Annotated in this window: 23 protein-coding genes and 1 tRNA gene; 13 read left to right on the plus strand and 11 right to left on the minus strand. The window is 44.3% G+C overall.

Annotated elements, in window-relative coordinates; genetic code table 11:
* Positions 1–2: 2 nt before the first annotated feature.
* From secD to queA, 3 genes are all read right to left on the minus strand, one after another.
* Entirely contained in the window at positions 3–1,871 is a 1,869-nt protein-coding gene (secD, locus tag ACYX4J_RS16490; RefSeq protein ID WP_476177085.1) for a protein translocase subunit SecD, read from the minus strand.
* A gap of 219 nt (positions 1,872–2,090) precedes the next feature.
* Positions 2,091–3,209, minus strand: a complete 1,119-nt coding sequence (gene tgt, locus ACYX4J_RS16495; protein ID WP_476178665.1) for a tRNA guanosine(34) transglycosylase Tgt — start codon at positions 3,207–3,209, stop codon at positions 2,091–2,093.
* 14 nt (positions 3,210–3,223) lie between these two features.
* Complete coding sequence (gene queA / locus ACYX4J_RS16500; RefSeq protein WP_476177086.1) at positions 3,224–4,297, minus strand: tRNA preQ1(34) S-adenosylmethionine ribosyltransferase-isomerase QueA; 1,074 nt, start codon at positions 4,295–4,297, stop codon at positions 3,224–3,226.
* A gap of 444 nt (positions 4,298–4,741) precedes the next feature.
* Here queA and ACYX4J_RS16505 point away from each other — a divergent pair.
* From ACYX4J_RS16505 to ACYX4J_RS16515, 3 genes are all read left to right on the plus strand, one after another.
* Positions 4,742–4,828, plus strand: a tRNA-Leu gene (locus ACYX4J_RS16505).
* Positions 4,829–5,452: 624 nt separating this feature from the next.
* On the plus strand, positions 5,453–6,349 hold the full coding sequence (locus ACYX4J_RS16510; protein WP_476177087.1) for a hypothetical protein: 897 nt from the start codon (positions 5,453–5,455) through the stop codon (positions 6,347–6,349).
* A 98-nt stretch (positions 6,350–6,447) separates the two neighbouring features.
* Positions 6,448–7,953 carry a hypothetical protein gene (locus ACYX4J_RS16515; protein ID WP_476177088.1) on the plus strand — a complete coding sequence of 502 codons (1,506 nt, stop codon included), beginning with the start codon at positions 6,448–6,450 and terminating at the stop codon, positions 7,951–7,953.
* 172 nt (positions 7,954–8,125) lie between these two features.
* On the opposite strand, the gene ACYX4J_RS16520 is transcribed toward ACYX4J_RS16515, so the two are convergent.
* Complete coding sequence (locus tag ACYX4J_RS16520; RefSeq protein ID WP_476177089.1) at positions 8,126–8,374, minus strand: hypothetical protein; 249 nt, start codon at positions 8,372–8,374, stop codon at positions 8,126–8,128.
* Between the two features lie 203 nt (positions 8,375–8,577).
* On the minus strand, positions 8,578–8,811 hold the full coding sequence (locus tag ACYX4J_RS16525; RefSeq protein ID WP_476177090.1) for a hypothetical protein: 234 nt from the start codon (positions 8,809–8,811) through the stop codon (positions 8,578–8,580).
* Between the two features lie 496 nt (positions 8,812–9,307).
* On the opposite strand from ACYX4J_RS16525, the gene ACYX4J_RS16530 reads away from it, so the two are divergent.
* From ACYX4J_RS16530 to ACYX4J_RS16540, 3 genes are all read left to right on the plus strand, one after another.
* A complete protein-coding gene (locus tag ACYX4J_RS16530) occupies positions 9,308–9,739 on the plus strand; it encodes a GFA family protein (protein ID WP_444912281.1) in 432 nt (143 codons plus the stop codon).
* A gap of 720 nt (positions 9,740–10,459) precedes the next feature.
* Positions 10,460–10,879, plus strand: coding sequence for a hypothetical protein (locus ACYX4J_RS16535; RefSeq protein ID WP_444894946.1), 420 nt, complete (start codon positions 10,460–10,462; stop codon positions 10,877–10,879).
* A 2-nt stretch (positions 10,880–10,881) separates the two neighbouring features.
* Complete coding sequence (locus ACYX4J_RS16540; RefSeq protein ID WP_444894947.1) at positions 10,882–11,538, plus strand: hypothetical protein; 657 nt, start codon at positions 10,882–10,884, stop codon at positions 11,536–11,538.
* A gap of 516 nt (positions 11,539–12,054) precedes the next feature.
* On the opposite strand, the gene ACYX4J_RS16545 is transcribed toward ACYX4J_RS16540, so the two are convergent.
* Positions 12,055–12,954, minus strand: a complete 900-nt coding sequence (locus ACYX4J_RS16545; RefSeq protein ID WP_476177091.1) for a hypothetical protein — start codon at positions 12,952–12,954, stop codon at positions 12,055–12,057.
* Between the two features lie 911 nt (positions 12,955–13,865).
* Here ACYX4J_RS16545 and ACYX4J_RS16550 point away from each other — a divergent pair.
* The 4 genes from ACYX4J_RS16550 to ACYX4J_RS16565 all read left to right on the plus strand — a co-directional run bounded on the left by ACYX4J_RS16550 (position 13,866) and on the right by ACYX4J_RS16565 (position 17,471).
* Positions 13,866–14,003 carry a hypothetical protein gene (locus ACYX4J_RS16550; protein ID WP_476177092.1) on the plus strand — a complete coding sequence of 46 codons (138 nt, stop codon included), beginning with the start codon at positions 13,866–13,868 and terminating at the stop codon, positions 14,001–14,003.
* Between the two features lie 174 nt (positions 14,004–14,177).
* Entirely contained in the window at positions 14,178–15,554 is a 1,377-nt protein-coding gene (locus ACYX4J_RS16555) for an amidohydrolase family protein (protein WP_476177093.1), read from the plus strand.
* Positions 15,555–15,705: 151 nt separating this feature from the next.
* Complete coding sequence (locus ACYX4J_RS16560; protein WP_476177094.1) at positions 15,706–16,737, plus strand: sensor histidine kinase; 1,032 nt, start codon at positions 15,706–15,708, stop codon at positions 16,735–16,737.
* Positions 16,734–17,471 carry a LytR/AlgR family response regulator transcription factor gene (locus tag ACYX4J_RS16565; protein WP_444914491.1) on the plus strand — a complete coding sequence of 246 codons (738 nt, stop codon included), beginning with the start codon at positions 16,734–16,736 and terminating at the stop codon, positions 17,469–17,471. Before ACYX4J_RS16560 ends, ACYX4J_RS16565 begins: the two co-directional genes overlap by 4 nt.
* Before the next feature lie 269 nt (positions 17,472–17,740).
* Here ACYX4J_RS16565 and ACYX4J_RS16570 read toward each other — a convergent pair whose 3' ends face one another.
* From ACYX4J_RS16570 to ACYX4J_RS16585, 4 genes are all read right to left on the minus strand, one after another.
* Positions 17,741–18,418 (minus strand): DUF7822 domain-containing protein, encoded by a 678-nt coding sequence (locus ACYX4J_RS16570; RefSeq protein ID WP_476177095.1) that lies wholly within the window; start codon positions 18,416–18,418, stop codon positions 17,741–17,743.
* Positions 18,419–18,935: 517 nt separating this feature from the next.
* Positions 18,936–19,202, minus strand: coding sequence for a hypothetical protein (locus tag ACYX4J_RS16575; protein WP_444914493.1), 267 nt, complete (start codon positions 19,200–19,202; stop codon positions 18,936–18,938).
* 25 nt (positions 19,203–19,227) lie between these two features.
* A complete protein-coding gene (locus ACYX4J_RS16580; protein ID WP_476177096.1) occupies positions 19,228–19,455 on the minus strand; it encodes a hypothetical protein in 228 nt (75 codons plus the stop codon).
* Positions 19,456–19,889: 434 nt separating this feature from the next.
* Positions 19,890–20,387 (minus strand): SMI1/KNR4 family protein, encoded by a 498-nt coding sequence (locus ACYX4J_RS16585; protein ID WP_476177097.1) that lies wholly within the window; start codon positions 20,385–20,387, stop codon positions 19,890–19,892.
* 864 nt (positions 20,388–21,251) lie between these two features.
* On the opposite strand from ACYX4J_RS16585, the gene csrA reads away from it, so the two are divergent.
* Positions 21,252–21,431, plus strand: coding sequence for a carbon storage regulator CsrA (gene csrA / locus ACYX4J_RS16590; protein WP_476177098.1), 180 nt, complete (start codon positions 21,252–21,254; stop codon positions 21,429–21,431).
* Positions 21,432–21,552: 121 nt separating this feature from the next.
* Here csrA and ACYX4J_RS16595 read toward each other — a convergent pair whose 3' ends face one another.
* Positions 21,553–22,281: a helix-turn-helix transcriptional regulator gene (locus ACYX4J_RS16595; protein ID WP_476177099.1), complete on the minus strand. Its 729-nt coding sequence runs from the start codon at positions 22,279–22,281 to the stop codon at positions 21,553–21,555.
* A 170-nt stretch (positions 22,282–22,451) separates the two neighbouring features.
* Here ACYX4J_RS16595 and ACYX4J_RS16600 point away from each other — a divergent pair, with 170 nt between their 5' ends.
* Together ACYX4J_RS16600 and ACYX4J_RS16605 are read left to right on the plus strand one after the other, a co-directional pair.
* Entirely contained in the window at positions 22,452–23,396 is a 945-nt protein-coding gene (locus ACYX4J_RS16600; RefSeq protein WP_476177100.1) for an alpha/beta fold hydrolase, read from the plus strand.
* 343 nt (positions 23,397–23,739) lie between these two features.
* On the plus strand, positions 23,740–24,213 hold the full coding sequence (locus tag ACYX4J_RS16605; RefSeq protein ID WP_444894959.1) for a LabA-like NYN domain-containing protein: 474 nt from the start codon (positions 23,740–23,742) through the stop codon (positions 24,211–24,213).
* Positions 24,214–24,262: the final 49 nt, after the last annotated feature.

Raw genomic sequence — 24,262 nt, forward strand, 5'->3', positions numbered from 1 at the left:
CCTTAAATCCTGAGCTTCTGCACACGGCGACCGCCGTAGAACAAGTTAACAATTGCTCGCGTACCCATGATGGCACTGAACATGGAGGTGAGAATACCGATAGACAGGGTTACCGCGAAGCCCTGTACCGGGCCGGAACCGATGGCATACAGAATCACCGCCACAATTAGGGTGGTGATGTTCGCATCCACAATGGTGCTGTAAGCATTGTCAAAACCGGCGCTGATCGCTGTCTGGGGAGGCATCCCATTCCTGAGCTCCTCCCGTATTCGCGAGAAGATAAGCACGTTGGCATCCACCGCCATACCCACGGTCAATACGATACCGGCGATACCGGGCAGCGTGAGGGTTGCGCCCAGCAGCGACATGACCGCCACCAGCAGGATCAGGTTTACTGCCAGGGCAATGTTCGCAGCCAAACCAAATACGCGATAGGAAATCAGCATACAGATAAGTACCGCGAACAAGCCGTACTCCACCGACTGAATACCCACCTTGATGTTATCCGCACCCAAAGATGGGCCGATCACACGCTCTTCCACAAAGTACATGGGCGCTGCCAGGGCACCGGCACGCAGCAGCAGGGCCAGTTCCTGGGCTTCAGCCGGGCTGTCCAGGCCGGTGGTGCGGAACTGCTTGCCAAGGGCACTCTGTACCGTGGCCAGATTAATAATCTTCTTCTCTTCAGTGCGCTTCTGCACGGTAACTTCGTTACCGTTTTCGTCGATCTCAGTTACCGGCTCAAAGCGAGTCTCGATAAACAGGGTGCCCATACGGCGACCGACATTCTTCCAGGTAGCCCGGTGCATCATCTCGCCGCCACGGGCGTCAAGGGTGATATTTACCTGCGGGAAACCGCTCTCGTCGTAACCGACGCGGGCATTAGTAACGCTGTCACCCTTGATAATAATCTGGCGCTCCAACCAGGCACCACCGTACATCTGCGCCTGACGCTCATCGCGGTACTCGAAGTATTCCTTGTTGGAAACCAGCTCATCCGGGCGAGCTTCCATACGGTATTCGAGGTTGGCAGTCTTACCGATAATACGCTTGGCCTCTGCGGTGTCCTGTACACCGGGCAGCTCCACAACGATACGGTTGCGGCCCTGGCGCTGTACGATCGGCTCAGCAACACCCAGCTCGTTCACCCGATTGCGCAGGGTGGTGAGGTTCTGGGTTACTGCGTAATCTTCCAGCTGCTTGATTTCCTGATCGGTCAGGGTTGCGCGGATCTCCAGGTTTTCACCACTGCCGGACTCGCGCAGCTGAAGCTGCGGGAATTCCTTCCGCAGAGTGGACATCGCCCGGCTGCGCAGCTCATCGTTGCGGAAGCGGGCAATAATCTCACGATCATCCACCAGCTCCACATTGCGGTAACGGGCCTTGGCTTCGCGCAGTTTGCTCTTCACTTCCTGCTCGTAGCTTTCCATGTTGTTCTTGACGATGGTGTTGGTGTCGACTTCCATCAGGAAGTGCACACCACCCGCCAGATCCAGACCGAGCTTCATCGGGCTAGCGCCGATATCTTTCATCCACTGGGGTGTGGTGGAAGCCAGGTTCAGGGCGACAACATAGTTGGTGGTACCAAGCGCTTTTTGAATCGCCTCTTTAGCCGGCAACTGCTCCTCCATGGAGTTCAAGCGGATCAGTACTGACTTGTCCCCAACTTCGCCGCCGAAGTGAGCAATACCCGCTTCATCCAGGGCTTTTTGTGCATTCGCAAGGACATCGGGGCCGATGGTGAGTGCACTGGATTGCCCGGAAATCTGCACGGCAGGGTCCGGCTTATAGAGATTGGGCGCGGCGTACATCAGGCCAAAGGCCACAACCGCGAGAATCAGAAAGTACTTCCAGATCGGGTAGCGATTCATGCTGTTCTCATTGTTCTAGTGTGACCCCGAGGGCCGGTAAATCTTGGCAATCTGCCTAAGCAATTTGCCTGGATATGCGGGCAGTATACGCAGAATGCAAGGTACACCGCCCCCAATAAAAGTGGGGGCTGATTATACGGGGATCGTGGGAACGGACAAATTACAGGGGTGCCGCAATGAGACGGGCAGCACCCCAGGCAGGGTAAAAACGACGCCTGATCAGGCCTCCAGCGCTGGAACCTCGCGGCCCAGACCACGGTAGAACTCGGCGACATAAGCCTCCAACTCATTGGCGGCAATGGCATCACGCAGCTTTTGCATCAGGCGCTGGTAGTGGCGCAAATTGTGAATCGTATTCAGCTGCGCACCGAGAATTTCACCACAGCGATCCAGGTGGTGCAGGTAAGCGCGAGAGAAATTCTCACAGGTGTAGCAATCGCACTCTTCCTCCAAGGGACCCGTATCGTGACGGTGCCTGGCGTTGCGGATTTTCACCACACCTTCGAAGGTAAACAGGTGGCCATTTCGCGCATTGCGAGTGGGCATGACGCAGTCGAACATATCCACACCGCGACGCACCGCCTCGACAATATCCTCCGGCTTGCCCACGCCCATCAGGTAGCGCGGCTTATCTTCCGGCATCTTGTGAGCCAGGTGATCCAAGACCTTGATCATCTCCTCTTTCGGCTCCCCCACAGACAGGCCACCAATGGCATAGCCATCGAAACCAATATCAGTTAACCCCTTAAGGGACACATCGCGCAATTCCGGGTACATACCGCCCTGCACAATACCGAACAGCGCCGACGGGCTATCGCCGTGAGCCTTCTTGGAGCGCTCCGCCCAACGCAGGGACAACTCCATAGATTTGCGAGCTTCGTCAGTGGTGGCCGGATAAGGGGTGCACTCATCGAAGATCATGACGATATCGGAACCCAGGTCCCGCTGAACGCGCATGGATTCTTCCGGGTCCAGGAATACCGGGCTGCCATCGATAGGCGAGCGGAAAGAAACCCCCTCTTCCGTAATCTTGCGCAGCTCACCCAGGCTAAACACCTGGAAACCGCCGGAGTCGGTAAGGATCGGGCCGGACCATTGAGTAAAGTCGTGCAGATCGCCGTGGGCTTTAACCACTTCGGTACCCGGGCGCAGCATCAGGTGGAAGGTATTGCCGAGAATAATCTGTGCACCGATCCCTTCGATATCCCTCGGCAACATGCCTTTCACGGTGCCGTAAGTGCCCACCGGCATAAACGCCGGGGTTTCCACCACACCGCGAGGGAAACGCAAGCGGCCGCGACGGGCCTTGCCATCAGTGTTATCCACTTCAAACTGCATAAAACATTCGCGGCTCACTGGGTATCTCCTTTCGCTGGTGCTACTTCTTCTTTTTTGGCATTGGGATCGCGGGTAATAAACATGGCATCGCCGTAACTAAAGAAACGATAGCGCTCCTCAACTGCGGCCTTATAAGCGGCCATCGTATGCTGGTACCCCGCGAAGGCACTCACCAGCATCAATAAGGTGGACTCCGGCAGATGGAAGTTGGTGATCAACTTATCCACAACCTGGAATTCATAACCGGGATAAATAAAGATATCTGTCTCCCCCACCGTGGCCTGTAACTGGCCACTGCGCGCCGCACTTTCCAGCGCGCGCACGCTGGTGGTACCCACCGCAATCACGCTGCCATTGCGAGCGCGGCAAGCGGCTACCGCATCCACCACATCCTGGGAGACATCCAGCACTTCGCTGTGCATCTGGTGCTCATAAATATTGTCCACGCGCACCGGCTGGAAAGTACCGGCGCCCACATGCAGGGTAACGAAGACAACCTCGACACCTTTATCCCGCAATGCACCGATCATCTCATCATCAAAGTGCAGCCCCGCCGTCGGCGCCGCCACAGCACCAGCGTTGCGGCCGTATACGGTTTGGTAGCGCTCGCGATCGCTGGCATCGTCTTCACGATCAATATAAGGAGGCAGCGGCATATGGCCGAGGCGGTCCAGAATCGCCAGCACACCTTCTTCTTTAGGGAAGGACAATTCAAATAGCGCATCCTTGCGGCCGGTCACCTCTATACGGGTACCGTCTTCAAGGACGATGGTGGAACCGGGCTTTGGCGACTTACTGGAGCGCACATGGGCCCAGATATCCGTCTCGTTGAGCACCCGCTCCACCAGGATTTCCAACTTACCGCCGGTCTCCTTCTGCGCGAACAAACGCGCCGGGATCACCCGGGTATCGTTAAAGACTATCAGGTCACCAGCTTGGACCTGATCGAGAATATCTGGGAACTGCCGATGTGCTATGGCCCCGCTGGGCCCATCCAGACACAAAAGACGGCTGCCACGGCGCTCCTCGGTGGGCGCGCGGGCGATCAGCTCATCGGGCAGATGAAAGTCAAAGTCCTGACGCTGCATGGAATCCTGGAAATCTAGAAACTATGGAGAGGTCGCGAAGGTTATAGGAAATTTTAGGAGCTGTTAAGGAGCCTCTGAAAAACTCCGTGATACCTCTGGCATGCAGAGCAGTTCACAATCAAGGCGCGGCTTTGCAGGAATGTCTAGACCTTGCAAGAAGCCGCAACGCCGAGTGTGAATTGCTCTGCAAGCCCCAAAGGGTGGGCCTTGAGGGCTACAGCTGCCACGTTGCAGCTCTAGCAAAGGACTGTGCCATTCGCGGCGAGCTGCGCCTAACATCTGCAGCCCTCAAGACCCACAGAGGCATTACGGAGTTTCTCAGAGGCTCCTCAACTAGGACTACAGAAAATGCGCTAAGTTATTGAAATCACAGGTTGACCCAAGCGAAAGCATTGCTATAATCACGCCCTCTTCGCACCGACCCCAAGGTCGAGCAGCGAAAGTGCCAGAGTGGTGAAATTGGTAGACACAGGGGATTCAAAATCCCCCGCCCTTAAAAGCGTGCCGGTTCGAGTCCGGCCTCTGGTACCATCTCTCAAGCCCGCGTCAGCTCTAGCTTTCGCGGGTTTTTTAATTCTGGCTTACCTTCCCTAAATTTTGAAGATTGGCGCTTGAAAGACCCAAAGTGTCCACATTGTGTCCACACAGATTTTTTTGACTCTCCCTTGCCCACATGTGGACACCATCAATCTATTGCTTTCCCCCTGTGAAACTCCTCTTCATTTCTCTTCCAATCTCTTCAAAGTGTGAAATCCAAAGCATCCCCAAACCCCGCACCAGCTCAGGCCCTGGCCGCCAATCTCATTTCATCAACTAAAAGAACGCCAAAAATCGGCAGGCGTGGGGAGGAGTGACCGGCAGCCCTTTTTACTGCACAATTTATAATCAAAGAAAATCAGAAGGAGCCGGTTATGCGAATTTTAAGCGGTTTATAAAGGCTGGAGCTTCTTTCATAGCTTAAGCTAGCCACAAGGACACAATGAAGGAAAATGAAATTGTCATATTCTACTTCAACACTTCTCAAGCATCACACTCAGCGGTGACACTCCCTCTATCAAAACCCTAGAGCAGTTTCATCTGTCTAGTAGTAAAAACAAAGTACTGATATGACGAGACTCCCGCTGGATTTACTACCAAGCATCAGAAGGATCGAAAATGAAATTCGAATTTGGGGATTTATATAAATTTACAGTTTCCCTGGGTGTAGTACTAATCACGCTCTCCATTATGGCCCCCTGGCTTTTTCTTAAGGAACCATTTGACCTGTTTCGGCCAGAAACAGAGATTAATGCACTCTCAGAAGTTGCCAAGAAAGTGGTTATCAAAAGACAGAATGCAGTCTCGTTTATTGTTGGATTCATCCCATGGTTTTCTTTGGTTGGATCTATCATAGGAATTATATCAATCATCTTTGGACTAAAGAATTGGCAGAGAAACCAAGCTCATATTGATGAACAAACAAGGATCGATCTTGAAATAAGGTTACAATCACTTCGCGATGCAACAAAAGACGAAATAGAAGAGAAAGAATCATCCGAGCTTGAGATTTTTAAAATTAATGAAGGGCTGATTAGTGATGCGCATATTGCCCGTTCATTTAAGGAAAAATACTCAAGAATTGAAATAACAGTCTATTCTAAACTCTTAAACAATTACAAAAGTAGGTACATTGTTAGTCACAACGTGATGGTGGCAAGCATCCAATTAGACATTTTACTTCGCGCTAAAAATAAGCCAGCTAAAGACTATATCGTGGAAGTAAAATACATAAGAAAGGGCTTCAATTATGGCTGGTTACGTGAAGCATATCTGAAAAACATTTATGCAAAAAGCGTTTACTCTCAATTTACAAAAAGACTACCAAATACACTTTTGCTCATAGTGATTGATTCAGAAGCATATAACAAAGATAAATATAACCGCCTACTTCGGAGACTCAATGAAGAATCTGAAGGAAGAAAAGACAAAGACCTCGTTCGCGTAATTACCGAGCAGGAACTTATGGAAATAGATAACTTAGCCCTGGAAGATAAAGGATCAACTCACACCTAACAAGGCCATAAATTGCACTCGTGACGACTCCAGGCAATCTCTGATACGATCTGGGAACAGCAATAAAACATTATGTTATCAAGATATAAGACTAGCGAATGAAACCTATAAAAGCCAAATGTACTGAATTTATCTTCTTTCTCGCAAGAAAGATCCCCTATATTTTTCCAGAATGGCTTCAAGTGAAGGCCAAAAGGTATTCCAGATTCGGAACTCAGTCAAGCCAAGCCCTTCATGAGAGAGATAATCAGATTAAGACGGCCAGCCTGTTAGATGGTGATTTTAAATGGACAGCTGTCAGTGTAGTTGTAAATATCGATCATGAAGAATTGCTTTTACTACATCAATGGCTGAAATCAAGTGCATTCCTTATGAGTTATGACCCGGTTAGAGATGATGCTTTTTTCAAAAGCCGACATGACATTAATGGCGGTGAAAGAAGTCTGGGCATGATTTACTTTCGCGCAATGGAGGATACGCCCCCCGCCACTGCAAGAATGGAAATCAAAACCAACTTCTGCGATTCCTGTTATGCTTCGGTTTCCACATACTCACATGACGTCAATTATCTATCTCTATATTTCTTCCTTAAAGAAAAAGCAACTGAAACCGTTCGGGAAATAGATGTCAGTAAAATCAAAAGATACTACAGTTTATCCTCAATAAACCCCTTCTCCCCTCGATTCAAGATAATTAGAATCCCAAGCAAAGACAACATATTAAATGACCTAATAAAAAATAAGATAAACAACGTCTCCTCCGATGTAATTTCTACAGCCACCAAAATTCTTAAATACTGGAACATAAAGAAAACAAAATCAGAGTTAGGATTAATTGCCGATCTATACTGCAATAATGACGAACCGTACTTCACAAAAAACCGAGACTTTGAAAAAAAAGAAGGGAGTTATGCACTTATTCATCGTGAAAGGCATGGGTTTTATGATGTGAAATTGAGTAGCGACCCATCGGAAAACCTCCTTGCAGGGGACCCAGTAAATAAAACCAATTTAGACGCGCTATTCATAAAAAGCAAACACCTAGAAGAGATCGGCGGGTTTGACAATTTTTCCCCGCTAGGGCTCTCCCTATACGGCTCACACTTATCCATATCAATGCTTTTCGACACACAAAAGCAATATGAAAAAATAGCAAAATTTGCAAATGCAGCACTATTAAAGAACTCAAACAAAGTCGAGAAAAACTTTGACATATTATTTAAATCCACAAACAAAATTAACTTACTACAAGAAAAAATACGAGCAATTGACAAAGCCATCCCGGCTAGCTTTTCTAACCCTCACATAAATAAAGCCAAAGCCATTTCGAAGAACTTATTTGAAACCTCGTCCGAATTAAAACATAGCATCGACCGCAGACTAGATAGCTTAAACACAAAAATACAGGTTGAAAACTTGCGATTCCATAGAAGATATTCATGGGGCGTGGTTGCATTAATCATAATTCAGATTTTCATAGCTGCAATTACGATAGACTTCACAGTTCTGAATGATAAAGCATCTACTGTATTTGACAGGCATGAGAGCAAAGAACTACAGCAAGATTTAACCGATAAAATGAAAAAAGTAAAACACATAATGTAAGCACTAATTCGTCGGCAAAGTAGAGTTTCCATTACTCTACTTTCTAGGGAAGAAAAAATTATAAAAATTACACCTTCTTCCGATACATCAATCTCCCCTCTTGAGTCATCCCCTCCCTGCTTACCAGGGAGGAGTGAATCGAGAGGGTAGAGAGACGACATATGAAGTCCTATTAGGCCGGGCACTTTCTCTCCACCAATACCCCACCCCTCTCAATCGAATACTCTGTAAACTTCCCTGTCACAATATCCAGAATTTGCAGCCAGGAATAAAACAGCGCTTTTTCAGATTTAGCAATCTTCTCTGCCAGCTCTTTTGCCGCCTCTTGAGTTGGCGCAGAGTCTCTAAAGCTATTTGCTCCGCCATTCATCAAGTGAACGCGTTCTGCGAAAATGGCATACCTGTTTACTCTATTATTCATAACTTCTCTCCTTTTAAGTAAATAACCAGCTTAAGCCCGAACCGCGCTAAGCTGAGATTTCAAACTATCCGCACTGCTCTTGTGCCCATTAATTGCCGCCTCTTGGGTTGGCTTCTGCCCGCTCCCTGGGTGCGAGTGCGTCGCCAGGGTGGCGGCCAGGGCAGACACTACGCCTATTAAATCCTCTAGCACTTTCAGCACGTTTAAAGATTCACTGCTAACCAAACCTTGCCGCCGTCTTTTACTTTGATGGTTTGGCGGACCTTGGCTACCGATTCGCGAATATTTCCGATTTGCTCCTTTATGTCGCGGCCCGCTGAAATATTAATATCACTGGCTGTTGTAATATTTAGATTATCCAGCGCGGATAAGTTCAGGCCGTCAGCAGATAAGAAACGTAAAGCTCCAAGGATTTCAATTATTTTTACGCCGGACACCTCTTCTACGGAGTGTTCCCGCACTTGCCGGTGTTCGCTATCGCAGCTCGCTTTGACTTCAGCAGCCTTTGTAATTCTGCGTAACTAGTTCTCCCGTATATCACCGTGAGTTTCCCGGCTCCATTCTGCACTGGCGTCCACCTTTTGCCACACAGAGTCACATTGCTGCCAAATTAAATCTTCACGGTCGAGCTCTGGGAGTCCTACCCTGTGCGATAACACCGTGCAAATAAATGGCTTATACGCCATTGCCTGCATAGTGCAACGGTAACAGTATGAAAAATGGCAAGCGATCAAGTAACAAACCACTACCATCTCGTAACTTATATCGACAAAGAACTGATAAATAACTAGCCAAGCTATCAATATTTATGTTTACATCACTTAATTAGACTAGCATTTATAATTTAAACAAAAAATCTTATAGATGATAAAAAGGCATTCTTAATTTAGATTCTTATTTTTAAGTGAACATTTGCTTCTACAGGCTCATTATATGAATAGCAAGAATAAAATCACTTCCGGTGGCTGCTTGTGTGGAGCTGTGCGATATGAGGTTAAAGGGCCACTACGCAACGTAGTTAACTGTCATTGTAGTATGTGTCAAAAATTGCATGGGAGTTTTGGCCCTCATACCAAGGCTCGCAAAGTCAATATTAAGATAACAAAAGATGATGGACTGGCGTGGTATAAAACATCAGAAGTAGCCCGCAGAGGCTTCTGCCAGCAATGTGGTTCAAGCCTATTCTGGGAACCATTTAATCTCGATGCAACTGGAATTATTGCAGGATCACTAGATGGCCCAACCGGGTTGAAAACTATGGGGCATATTTTCACTGGCGAAAAATCTGATTTTTACGAAATTGATGACGAACACCCTCAATTCAAGGAGTCATCTGATGGGCAACTAGTCAATGACTACAAATAGGTTATTTTTTTGAGGCAGAGTGATAGGGGCATGTTTTCGGTAATGCGGCCTCGTTTTCAAGAGCTTAAATACCGCCTGCTCCATCCCACCAGTTCCAAATAGTGATTCAGCTGGAAAAGCACCCCTTTCGGTATGTTCAAATACTCACCACCGTCAAATGGAACAGATTTTGGGATTATTACCTAAGACTACCGGACTGAATCGAAGTGTGGACAGGCTCCTCATGCGTCTTGACGATACTGCCACAGATTGAGCTGAGATCTGCATAAGCCATACAGGCACATCAAGTAAAGCTTAGGGCTTAAAACGCCCCCCCTCCAAAACGCCAGCACAGTAGTCTTAAGCATTAGCTTGGCGAGTGATAGATTCGTTTGAACAGCTCATAAACCAGCTGATATCTATTAAACGCTCCCGCCATAGGGAGATGACTTCTTGTAGCACTTTTACTTCACAGTGATCAAGGGTATTGCCTCGAGGCTAACACTGGGAAAAACTGGAAGCTTTAAATAGATTTTACCAGGAGTAATTACCCCTGAAGGAGATTGCCTATTTGCAGATTTGGTGTTCACATAAAGCGCTATATGGTAGTGACTACTCATTAAACTGCAGACACCTAAGTCCATTTGTTATCGGACTGGTTTACCTAATGAACCTCTAAGATTCTACCCGGATAGTTGAAACATTATCATATTAGAAAAATATTGATTTCCAGAAATTCATATGAAAGTGAATGTTATTGAATTATTTATAACATCACTAGATAATTCCAGCACCATTTGGTTTTTTAATTCCAAACCAGTAACATCAAGAGGGATGTATATGTCTATTTTCTGGGTGGTTGATACTAAAGTAAGAGTTTTACCACAAAGCTCGCTACCTCAAGATGGTAGTACCTTCTACTTTGGAAGATCTATAGTTCCAGACGAATCTAAAGAAAGTGCTGTAGCTAGATTAACCGCCGCACTTGAAGAGGACTTCATGCTAGTTGAGGAGGTTTCCAACGTGACTACATATGATAGTCAGCAGTGGGAAACCGAAGCCGATGAAGACTTTGAGACCAAGGAATCTTATGAGGAAGCCCTCCAAACGGGAGAGATCGCATTCGGTTGTTTTTCGTCAGAGCTATCAATGGAGGATTAATTGTGACAAAGGGAGCCATGACAATAGCCGAAGGAAGTCAGGACAAAAAATTTAAAACCGATGCAACACTTATTTTAAACGGAGTACAAGAACATCAATATGTTCTTCGTACTGCTTTTGATTCACTGTCAGTTTGGAAAACCAAATATGCAGTCAGTGTATCGCCATTCTATCCCCGCCTAAAGACCAGCATTAAAGAGGCAGCTTTAATTGACAATGAAATCTGGGTTTTTGGTATAGATGGCACTAATTCAAACCATATAATTGACGCAGTAACAGTAGCCTCCCAATTCTATATGATTGAGCCTAGGGATATTCTTAGTAATATATATGTGAAAAATCTGAATGCCGAAGGAGAAGCCGGTCTTGAACTCAACTTCTTGGTCCAGCTGAATAAAGATTTATATAGAGCAACAACTGAGGCTATCATGGAGGCCTGCAGGCACTTTGGTATAAATAGTGAAGTAAATCTCCATGTATATAGCTCCAATATAAACCCAAAAATTCCTCAGAAAGATTTACATCAAGCAATGAAAGATGGAGGAGCCTCTTCAGTTGTTACAGACCCTAGAAATATGAAGTATAAGTCAGGAAACAACCTTGGTAGTAAGGGCGCCAATATTAGAACCAATATGCATGTAGCAAAATTAGAGTTTTAACTATATCGACATAAAATATAAAGCCTGATCGATCTAGTTAGTAAATTATTTACAGCTAGTATATAAATTGGGTTACCAGGAACAATTTATGACCCCATAATTTGGAGTATGATCCAACTTAGGGAACTAGCTCCCCATCTGGTAACTCATTCTATTTGATTTACAAGTAAATGCTCTGAATTTATATTCATATCCTGAATAAAAGAGCGAGATTCAAACTACCGAAAGGAGTAGATCAGCCAGGCGCGGATTATAGGAAATATCGAACACCATGTACCCAGTATTTATTGAGCGGAGAATTAGCTCCGCTCTGCAGCCTCCACTTACCCCACTAATCTATAAAAAGAAACCTTTAAAATTTCAGTTGAAAAACATCCAGTTCATAGATGAGATGCCCAGCAATTCTATGGAGGCTTTAGATCTCTATTAGCAGATCAATTACGCCCACATAAAGGGATAAAACCCCCTTGTAAATAACAAGCACTGAATATTTCTTAGTGTTAAAAACACTGGGCTTTAAGATACTCTAGTATATTTGAATTCAAAGTCTCCCCCACCAAATACAACCAGTAGAATTCCGGCCCCAAGTATTGGTAAATGCCCTATCAATTCATGAATACCGAGAATGGATGCGGTCAAAATGAAGAAACTCAATACCGTAATAGTTGCCAACCGTGTTGACCACCCCAACAAGATAACCAAACCAAAGCAGAACTCAGCCATTCCCGCAGAAAAAACGAAGGTCAAATCGGAGAAAGAATGCCACCCCAGATTAGACATGAAGTTCCAATGATAGTGCTGCAGAAATTCAAGACCCAAGTGAGGATTGAGCCACTTATTGTGAACTGCCAGAGTCATTAGCTGAAGGCCTAGCCCGCAGCGTAAAGCAAGCAGTCCAAGATCTGGCTTTTGGTACAATATAAATGCTAGTGAAAGACCTAAAAATTCAAAGCCGTAATCAATCCAGATTGAGAATGGGTAAGTAGCCATTATTGAGAGCAAAAGCGCGAAGATTAGATACCCGGAGCTTCTTAGGCTGACATCTAAAATTAACACAATACCAATTACCAGCTGAAACTCATTAACAAGACTTTGCGTGGCAGAGAATTCCAGGTTAGGGGCCAGTAATACACCCGAAAAATAATTAAAAACAAAGGTTAACCCAATCAATGCAGACGTGATATGCCAAATTTTGTGACGACCAATGTCGGACCAGAGGCAGGGAAATTTATCAGATACTTTATGAAAAGCTATTGACTCAAGAGACTGTAAGGATCTATTCGCTATACAATATAGAAAGCCCCCGAGAAGAACTAGCGCATAAATCCAACTCCACTCAAACTCAACTGAATTACTACCGTTTTCTACAAACCAGCGTACATGAGACCACGCAGGAGGCGAAGCAAAGTAGCCCATAAAAGCTAGCACTAATAGGCAACTGTAGGACTTCCCCTGTGTACACATAATTCTTACCTCATTGAATACTGCTTATAGCCCGCAGTGAACTCATGCAGGCAAATCTTGCACGAGATCATATATAGTTCACTTAATTAGAGTAAATGGGGTAACTTTCACATTGCTAGGTAATTAACAAATGTGAAAAAAATAGTATTTTTAGGGGATTCTTTGTCAACCAAAAAATTTCTTGAAGCAAGTTCACAAAGTGTGAAATCATTGTTCATTGATAATGATCACCAATAGATCTTAGCTATCTTGCGCGCGTCTAGAATGAGCATATTATCCGTCAGACAAATGGGGGAGCAAGCACATAAGTCTATCTTTTATTAATAGTTTTACTAGAACCCAAAAGTGCCGTTTATTTATGATTGAATTTAAAAGATATGCTCATATTGAAGACTTAAGAAAGGGGTAAATAGCACTAGTGAAGCAGAAGAGTTTTCTCTCTTTATTTGGTGGGTTGTTGATTCCATTCATGATGACCAGGAAAACAAAATAGAGGTAATGGGCAGCGCAGGCAATCTTGAAATGTTACCTGACCTCGAATATGAAATATCAGGTTATATGCGATCCGTAGGCTTCTATGATGTATGGTGTAGAGTGAGTAAACAGGCTTAATAGTACCAATACTCATTATTCAAGAACTGAAAATAGAAGCTCTACAAACCAGCTTAGTGTTGAGATGACTAGTACAACTAGCATCTCAAGCCTTCATCCCAACAATTCTGGGCACCCACAAAAGTAGCAGCTTCAAATACAATCCATATTGATACCGCATAAAATACTGAATCAACCAATGCATAAATAGCCAGCCAAATAGGGGGCAACCAATACCTATTCCACGCAGCGCGCAAATCCCATGAGTGGCCATGCACATCGTCTCAGTTGAGCAGGCAAAAGCCAGTTGGCAGATTTCCCAGGATTTCGTAACTTATACCGCAACAAGCAATTGCAAGCCTGCCATCCTCTATATCGATGAAGAGACCATTCTGAAATCTCCTCCATAGCCAAGGCTAACCTTGACAAGCCAGGAGCAGTCCTCACTACTCAGCTCAATACCACACCACTCACAGGCTAAAACTGTTCGTTCATCTACGAATATGTCGATTCGTCAATTTTTTAAACACCGAGATTACTGTCGCTATAAGCTAGGTCGAAACTCAATAGGAAAAGAAACTCTTATGAAAGTTACAGCCATTGCCTCCTGTTTACTATTAGCCTCAAGTAATAGCTTCGCCCTCGAAACCAAAAAGAATGACTACGATTTGAGAATCGACAATGTACAAATATTAACCAGAAATGCGGGAGGCTTTAGCGAGAAAAGCCGTATTTACATTCAAGATGACCGCATAGCCAGAATCACTCCAATGACCGGGACAGCCCTACCTGCCGAGAATACCCACGACGCACAGGGTAAATATGCAATACCGGGCTTAATCGATTTACATGTGCACTTGAGTGCATCTGGGTCAACGTATAAGAATTATCAGCATCTGCCGCTAGAAACCAACTTAAACAATCAACTCTATTATGGCGTTACCGCTGTCACTGACCTTCTGATGTCGAGCGAGATGATGCAATCTATATCCCAGTTGAACGATTTGGCTCCACTAGTATTTGCCTCCGGACCCGCCTTCACCAACCCTAGAGGTCACGGTACCCAATTCGGAGTGAAAGTTCATGAGATTGACAGTATCGAGCAAATCAGTGCGAGCTGGGATGCACATTTAAGTTACCAGCCAAAGTTGACCAAAGCCATCATAGAAACTTTTGATGGTACTGTCGTCCCACTCTCGGATGATGTACTCAAAGAGATTGGAAAACGCTCCCAAAGCGCCGACTTACCGTTTTTTGTTCATGTCTCCACCCTGGAAGATGGGAAACGAGCAATCAAGGCCGGGGCTACTGCTTTAGCCCACGGTATTAATTTTGAACCAGTGGACAATGAATTTATAAAGCTCATGCTACAAAACGAGGTTACCTATATACCCACTCTATCAGTGCTTCATAATCAGGCTGATGAACATGAAAATCAATCTATCACTCAATTAGACTTGGCACCTATACACCCAAAAATGAAGGACTGCCTGTTTAATGAAGTCCAGGCACCAACCGCCAGTAGAAAACTAGCCTGGAAGAAAAAATCTATCGCATATAATAACGTGATCAAGCTAGCTAAAGCCGGTATTAAAATTGGCGCTGGCTCTGACTCCGGCAACCCCTACTCGCCACACGGACTGGGCTTAATAAGCGAGATATTAGCCTTGCACAAGGCGGGTCTATCTAATCAGCAAATTTTACTCGCCACAACACAGATTGCAGCAAAAACTTTGAATGCAAGTGAGAATATAGGGTCAATATCCCAGGGAAAACGTGCTGACTTTATTCTGCTAAATAAAAATCCTATTGAGAACATACAAGCAATTACAAACCCAGAAAAAATCTATCTTGCAGGTGTGCCGGTAGAGAGAAAACAGCTCATCGAGAAGAGTTACGCCACTCCCCCTATCGGTTCCAGTTGTGAATCTTCTTCGGAGAAGAAAGACCATAGAATATAAAAGAACCTCATAGTATCCGCACCCATTTAAATTGTAATTTATGGGTGCTGATACTCACCTTTAGATAACAAGAAAACACATCAAGCTGGGTTGAATTAAAACTATCTTATCTTATTTAATCCCAATATAATTGACCAATCCAGAATAAGCTATGATAGCTATTGCTCATCAATATTTTATGTCAATACTAAAAGATCTTAAGCATCCTTTCTTTGCGAAATCATTTGTCCTCGTTCTATTACTAGATATAGCTTGCGTATTTGTTTTTTTTGAATCAGGAGATATAAGCTCGGTTAGTAGTGCTCTTACTGGTGCTCCGATATGGTTTGTTTTCTTTTATTGGCTACCCACCTGGTCCACAGCTCTCATTGTATTGCGCCTTAGACGCAGAGGGTATCATTCATTATTAATAGAGTGGATGATCCTGGTAGTCCATATGACTATTGGCAACCAGTGCGTTAGCTGGTTTATAGAGTATGCCTTAAATGTCGAAGGCGGCTTGAATATGGGACTGGGTATTATCTTTAATGGGCTAATGTGGGCTACCTGTTTATACTGTTCTTACGCCATGCTGGAATACCGCCATAAAGCCTCTGAGCAAAAGCTCGCCATGCAGAAAGCAAAATTACAAACATTACGTTATCAGCTAAATCCACATTTCATGTTTAACAGTCTTAATACAATCTCCTCCTATATTCATAGCAATCCAAACCTTGCTGATGAAGTTCTACATAAACTAGCAGATATTTTGAGACATTCTCTCGACACTGGCGAGCTAGAAGAAACTACAATCAAAGAAGAAATTGAACTGATTAATAAGTATTTAGAAATAGAAAAAGTACGTTTTGGTGATAATTTGAAAGTAGAGATTACGGTAGACCCAAGAGCCAGTGATATCTCTATCCCGCCCCTATTATTACAGCCAATTTTTGAGAATTGTTTCAAACATTGTCGTACAATAGAAAACTTACATATTCAATGTCGTATCTACTTAAAGAATGACAAGGTAATTATTGAAGTCGCAGATAACGGATATGGATTTCAGGAAAGCGTTCTTAGTTTTATCCACTCACAGGGAACTGGAATTCATAATTTGCGCCAGCGCGTTGAGCTACGACCAAATGGAAAACTTACTCTAAGCAATCAAAGCGGTGCCCACGTTAAAGTTGAGATGTCTGTATGAATTTAAGGGTCATTATTGCCGAAGATGAAGCACCGGCAAGGAATAAATTAAAAGCTCAGCTGGCAACTATTAACTCTATTGAATTGGTTGCAGAAGCAAAATCTGGACTGGAAGCATTAACATTGATTGAGGAGCATCAACCACAACTACTACTGATGGACATTGAAATGCCTCATCTTAGTGGATTGGATGTACTAGATGCCCTAACTTACCAACCCTATATTATTTTCACAACAGCGTATTCTAAGTTTGCTATTGATGCTTTTAACCACGATACAATCGATTACTTGCTTAAACCCTTCCCATTGCAACGCTTAAAAGCTGCCATCGAAAAAGCGGAGAAGCGAATCAAACTTATTCATAACAGTACTCGGGTAGGGGATGATTCGATAGCACTAAAGCGCCTCGTAAGTAAGTGCGATGATCGCATGACCTTTATTGATCTGAACGATATTTCTTATATTAAGTCTGAACAAGGTTCAATTATTGCTCATACAGTGAAAGGCATCAAACCCTTACAAATGGGCCTAGATCAACTGGAGCAAAAGCTTAACCCAGATCAATTTCTACGCCTACACCGCAGCTACCTGATTAACCTGGACAGAGTCTCGGAAATTCAGCGTTACTTAAACGGAAAATTGGCAGTGATTATTGATGATGAACAGAAAACCACTTTAATATCTAGCCGATCCGGAGCCGATAGATTGAAAATGATATTCGAGCAGGGAAGCTAGAAATCGCTATTTATTTCTTTATTCTTACACGATTAGACTGTGTTTACACCTTAAATGGAAATCAGGCTGAGCTTTATATGGAATACTGGAAAGTACGTTTTTGATACCATCTCATAAGCACTATCAAGTAATCATCCCAACATCATAAATCATAAACCATATCGACAAAAATAAAGTGCTGAACCAATTCAATACATTGGGAAAGACACAGGAGCCTCTAAAACTAGCCCAGCATTTCTTTAAGTGGAAATAAGAGTTTCGATATTCAATTATTCAAGAGACTCTTCAAATTCCTTTTTGCTCTCTAATTCGTAATAAAGAACATCACTCCAATACAAACCCATCGGAGGCTCACTCTCAACGTTGTCAAATTTATCATTGAACTGGAGCCCATAAAATGGACTTAAAGCAGATTCTGAATTGTTTTCTGCTGCACTCTTTACAATATCAGCCGATACCTCTGGGTCTTCAGGAAGTGCATCAATAGCTGCTCCAGCTTCACGGCAAGCGATAATTTCGGATTCAACGTAGCCACGCAGAACTGACCCTTCAGAGTCATCCATACAGTCCAGCTCGATAGTCTCAAGCAGTAGATGCCTATCCTTATGCTCTTGAAGGAATTCTAACGTTTCATTTAGCATTGAATCCGGCAGATCCGTAATGTCTTTGCTGATAACTCGCAGAACTTCAACAAATTTCTTTAACCGCGCGAATCCTGCCTCAAAGTCACTACTAATAGCATAAAGTTGAGTTTTATCATCAGGTGAATCGTCCTCAAAGCCATCCGAGACTAGTGACGCGCACAGTTTGGGATTCCCGGACATTAGTACACGGTAAGTGAAGGGAATACTATATGGCCATTCAGATAAGCCTGAAATAGTCTCGGGGCGGTCTGAATAGGATTTAGGTTGATTACTAAGGCTATAAAGATAAGAACGATTTGCCATTTTAAGGCTCCCTATAAATACTGCCAACGGCACGACTTTATCGTTGTCATGCCTTTTCTGCTTAAGAAAACTACTAGATGGAAACTTCCTAGGCTAAGAAAGTCGAGTGTGAAGTTAACTATGTGTGCCTACCATCCCGTTAGTTGCTAATAACCATCGGTTCATTCGTAAAATTGAGTAGATGGATCAGTTAGGTACTGACCGCCAGTGTTCTATTTCTGTTAGAACTAGACTCTACCACTACTAAGCCTGATTATGTACAAAGGGGCTTTATTTTAATGAAATTTTTCAGAAAATTGATTTTAATCAATTTCAGCTTGGAGTTTTTCTAACGGTGCTGTAGCCAGAGCCATTAAACTTTACCACCTGCAAATAGCTCTGGTTACTCGGGAGAGTATCAAACCACAACCTACCTTAACCTGAAATTTAAATTACTCACGCTATACATATAACTGTTACTTAATTTTCCCATCCTCTGTCTTCGTTCATTAAGTCTATCTTAGTTACCAGGCTCCTATTATTCTGGGCACTCCCTTTCTTCCAATACCCCACCCCTCTTGATTGAGTATTCTGTATAACTTCCGGTCATTATATCGAGAATTTGTAGCCAGGAATAAAACAGCGCTTTTTCAGATTTAGCAATTTCTTCTGCCAGTTCCTTTGCGGCTTCTTCTGTGGGTGCAGAATCCCTAAAGCTTTTTGCACCTCCATTCATTAAATGAATCCGCTCTGCAAAAATTGCGAACCGATTGATTTTTCTTCCCATAATTTTCTCCTTATCCATAAAAACAGCTTAAGCCCTTACACTCCTAAGCTGATACTTCCATCCAATTCATACTTTGCTCAACTCCTCGCATTTGCGCCAGGGTCAGATCTAGCTCCTCGCGTAGATTCATCTCCACTGATACCGAAAAGCTGCGTACGTATTTTGTATAGTTAAGGATACAGATAGCGTACATTGGCCGGTTGTTATAACCCGATCGGTAACGGCAGATCCGGATCGGCTCCCCGTCAATAGTGATATTTCTGGCTCCCATTGCTACCCCCCACTCAAAATACTGTACATGCATACAGTATACGGTAAGAGGTTCAGGAACTGTCAAGTCACTATTGCCGCCAGTCCAGAGCCCACTCCGCCCATATCGCCCTTCTGCACGCGAAATTACCAGTGTTATCAAGGAGTTTGGTACGAGGGTAATCACCGTTTACGCCATAGCCGCAGATATACACTTCCTGTGTATTGGCAGCCCAGTCGTATAAAGTGCTGGGACAAGCCATAGACTGTATAAGAAACGATCAGCGATCTATTTTTTGATTAAAAAATGATTAACAAGGCTTAAGGTGAGGGAACACCGGTGAGTAGTACATAGGCTACACCGCTCAACTCAATGCAAGGGAGAAGCAGAGGGGTTGTCGTAGAACAATGTGTATCCTGCTAGCTACCAGGAGTATTTGGGGAATGCTTGGGTAGTCAGCCTTTAGGAGGGTTTTGCGGTACCTCTAAGCTCTCGATGCTTTTAGCCAGCCAGTCTTCATACCAGTTAAGATAGCTACTAGACCAAGGCTGTGGCTCACGGTAACTCTGAGTAACCCATACTTCTCCCCTATGAGCACCGTTAATAACTAACATAAATTCAATACCACAGCCTATTTCTGCAATATCAATGGTGCCTTCTGACATCGGATATTCATCTTCGTCATCCTGGTAGTAGTGCGGAAGACCCTCTACGTTAGCACCATAAGAATGCCCAGCCCCAAAACCAATCTCAAGAAGAAAGGCCCGAAACTCCTGCGGTAAAGAAATGTTGTACTGTTTCTCGATACCGTTAACTTCTTCCTCCGAAAACCGACGGAAGTTATAGTTCCAGCGCTCTGCACCAAAGAGAGAACAATCCTTATCCAAACCACTCAGCTGTTTAAGTTGTTGTTTGATGCCCAGAAGCCGGCTTTCTATATCTTGTGTACTCATACCGTCTATATTTTAAATATTTATAAGTTTCAGCATTGCCTAGATTACAACTTTTAACACAACGACTAAAGTGCCTCCTCCATATCCCGCCTCACCGAAACCTAACGAAGAGTGAGATTACTTCAATTTGTGCCATTTCGTAAGTTTCAATTCGCGACCATAAATACTGCATAAGAGCCCCAAAAATAAAATAGAAAAATACAAGCCACCCTTAAACTAAGATACCTACTTACAAAAACCAAAAGAGATATTTGCAATGTATACCAGTGATTTAATTTAGCCAATTTAATCTATATCAACTATGGCCCAACAATATCAAACTCCAACAGCAGCTAACATATTTTAAAATTACAAATACAACTAAAAAGATAGGCGCAGAAATGATCTTATTGGAATTTATTCAGATTGTTTTCAGTAACAAAACTGCGTAAGGTAACTGAATATTTCTCGATATTTTGATCGCTGCTGAGCAGCGTTATTTGTAAGCAAATCGAATGCAAAATATTAAAGAGCTTTATAAATAGCCTATTCCCTCAAAGGAGAACGGTAGCGTGACATAAAAGTAAGTAAAAGTCGCTGACCCAAGGTGCTACCAACACCAGGGGCCAGCTAACCAAATTGATACACTCACTATCAAGATGGCTGTATGGATGATACGCTAGAAACCCGCTCGTCTTCAATAAAGTGGAGCACATTCAGTAACTTGAGGCAATTACTCAGGTTCTGGCAGCGTTGTGTCCGTCTTTTCTACTTTTATGCCTACCGTTCCCGTGCCCCACCCCGCATTCACTCTTCAACTTTCTTTCTAAGCTTTCCCATTGCGGAAAGGCTATCCATGGTTTGAGTATCATTAGGGAATAACATATGTTGATTTTGACTCGCCGAATTGGCCAAAACCTCAGAATTGGGGCTAATGTCTCAATCACTGTATTGAATGTTAAAGGCAATCAAGTACAAGTAGGAATAAAAGCCCCCAAATCTTTAGCGGTTCACCGCGAAGAAATTTATAACCGTATCCAGAAGGAACAGAAGATAGGCAAGTAAAATCTGTGAGCGGAAAACCTGGACCAATTATTGGGGGCAGAGTCGAGTAAGCTAATGGGTTACACTGCCACCAATTATTGGCCTTTCGCGGAAGCAATCATACTTACCGTCAAGAACCCAATCATCTTGAAACTTTGGGATTATCACGAATTGGAGATACGCCATCTTCGAAGACTATATGTCGTCTTCGAAACTTCTTGTCCTGAAGGTATTCAGGTTGGCTAATCCGATCCATTCGAAAATGACGAAAGTCATTGCGAGCAGGGTCCCAAGCTACCAGATACCATAAGGGTGGTAAGATCAACATAGCTTGCGGTTCAACAACCCGGCTAGTTACTGCCCCTTTCGCATCACGATATTGGAAGCTCAGGTATAGTCGCTGAAGAAAAGCCGTTTCAAAGGTAGGCAGTAGTAAGGGCGACATCTCTCCGACATTAGATATGTCTACCTCCGGTGAAAGCTTACCGATGTACAGGCAATCCATAAACCTGCGTAAATCACGCACCTTATCAACGGGTAAAGCCTTCTCTATTTTTGCCAGCCCGGCATCCGCAAGATCTGAAAAGGGCAAACTCCCTGCTGCACGCACGGATGCAACGCTAATAAGCAACGCAAAAATCTCAGCGACCGAGAGCCGAGCTGTAGTTTGAACCGATTGCGGATCAAGTTGCAGGCCGCCCCCAGGGCCAGGTTCAGAACGGATAACAAAGCCCTCATCCCGCAACGAGCTGATATCACGCAGCACGGTGCGCCTGGATGCGCCAACTTCAGCGGCTAAATCGGCAATCGTCAAAGTGCCCTTTCGGCGAAGGCTTCGCACTATGGCGTCTTGTCGGAGACGTACATTCATTTTACACAGACATTAATAAATGGTGACAGTTTTTGGCACCATTAGATTCTAGCCTATGCACTCACGATCCAGCAAAGGGATGTTGAAGTTGGAACAACCCTTAAGGATAGAAAGCGGAGCCTGTTGGTAAATAGCAGCTCTCAAGACCTCCCCAAAAAAGAGGAAGTAAATTGTCTAGAATACCCGATTTCCCCACACCTACTCTTATCTCAGTGAATGGCATAGAGCTGGAGGTCTTTGAAGCGGGCCAACAGAACACAGGAAACCCCGTTGTGCTTTGTCACGGATGGCCGGAACATGCCTTTTCCTGGCGCCACCAAATACCCGCTCTCGCCGCAGCGGGCTACCACGTTATCGTTCCCAATCAGCGAGGCTATGGCAACTCATCCTGCCCAACAGAAGTAACCAGCTATGACATCGAACAATTAACCGGCGACCTAGCTGCACTTCTGGATCACTACGGATATCAAGATGCCACCTTCATCGGTCATGATTGGGGTGCAATGGTCGTTTGGGGAATAGCGCTATTACACCCAAACCGCGTAAATAAAATTATAAACCTCGCACTGCCCTATCAAGCCCGAACAGAAAAACCTTGGATCGAGTTTATGGAGGAATTCCTTGGGAGCGATTATTATTTTGTGCACTTCAACAGGCAGCCAGGTGTTGCGGACGCAGTGTTGGACAAGAACGCTTCCCAGTTCCTTCGTAATTTGCTCCGCAAAGACGTACCTCCTACACCGCCGGAGCCTGGTATGGTAATGATCAATCTCGCGAGAGCAGTATCACCGCTTGGTGCCCCCTTGCTGAATGATAGTGAACTGGCTGTATTCGTTTCCGCATTTGAAAAAACGGGTTTTGCAAGTAGCATAAACTGGTATAGAAACCTGGATCGCAATTGGCATATCTTGGCAGATGTAGACCCAGTTATCCAAAAACCGACCCTTATGATTTACGGCGATCATGATTTGATACCTAGGTCTCCAGATATCAAAGATTTCGTTCCCAATGTAGATGAGGTGAACCTTAATTGCGGCCACTGGATTCAACAGGAAAGACCGGAAGAAACCACTCAATTGATTTTAAACTGGCTGGAACAACAATCCGCTACTTAGTATCCATTTCTCTAGGAAATTCACTTTCAATTTATCCACACAGAACCCCGCAAAAAGGGCGTTCACGGTAGGATACCCACTGTAAAGTGGCCATCTGGGGATAGCATGTGTATATAAGCGAGACATACTACTTCATAAGGCCACTGCTCAACACTATATATCTCGATACAACTCATCAGCTACTGATAAATTGGCTTTGCTGCCGAGATGTTCCTCACCTCTAAATTTGGCTGACAATCATCGCTTAAGTATGTAAAACTAGTGGCTTAATGCATCCACCCTGATGCAGACAGATCATAACTTCACTGTCAATTTCAGAATTTTATAATAACTGGATTCCCAAATGGAAAAGGTTGCCATATTTGTTGATGTACAAAATGTTTATTACACATGTCGACAAATCTATAAACGAAACTTTGATTACAACAAGTTTTGGCGGGAGGTGACAGGGGGTAAAAAAGTTGTTAAAGCCATAGCTTACGCCATCGACCGTGGTGATAGAAAGCAGTATGAATTTCAAAACATCTTACGGTCGATTGGTTTCGAAGTGAAGTTAAAGCCCTTCACCCAAAGATCCGACGGCTCAGCCAAGGGCGACTGGGATGTGGGCATAACTATTGATGCTATGGAATATTCAAGCTCGGTAGATACAGTGATTTTAGTGTCAGGAGATGGCGACTTTGACATTCTTGCCCATAAGCTCAGGTTAGATAGAGGCAAGAAGGTTGAAGTATATGGTGTTCCGGAATTGACGGCTGGAGCATTAATTAATGCGGCGAGCAAATTCACTCCAATTGAAGATAGGTTATTGCTGTAATAACCATGTACAAAAGAACCCCATATATCCACCAATCAGGTGGTATAAG

It is taken from the genome of Microbulbifer sp. ABM4_008 (genome assembly GCF_056311705.1).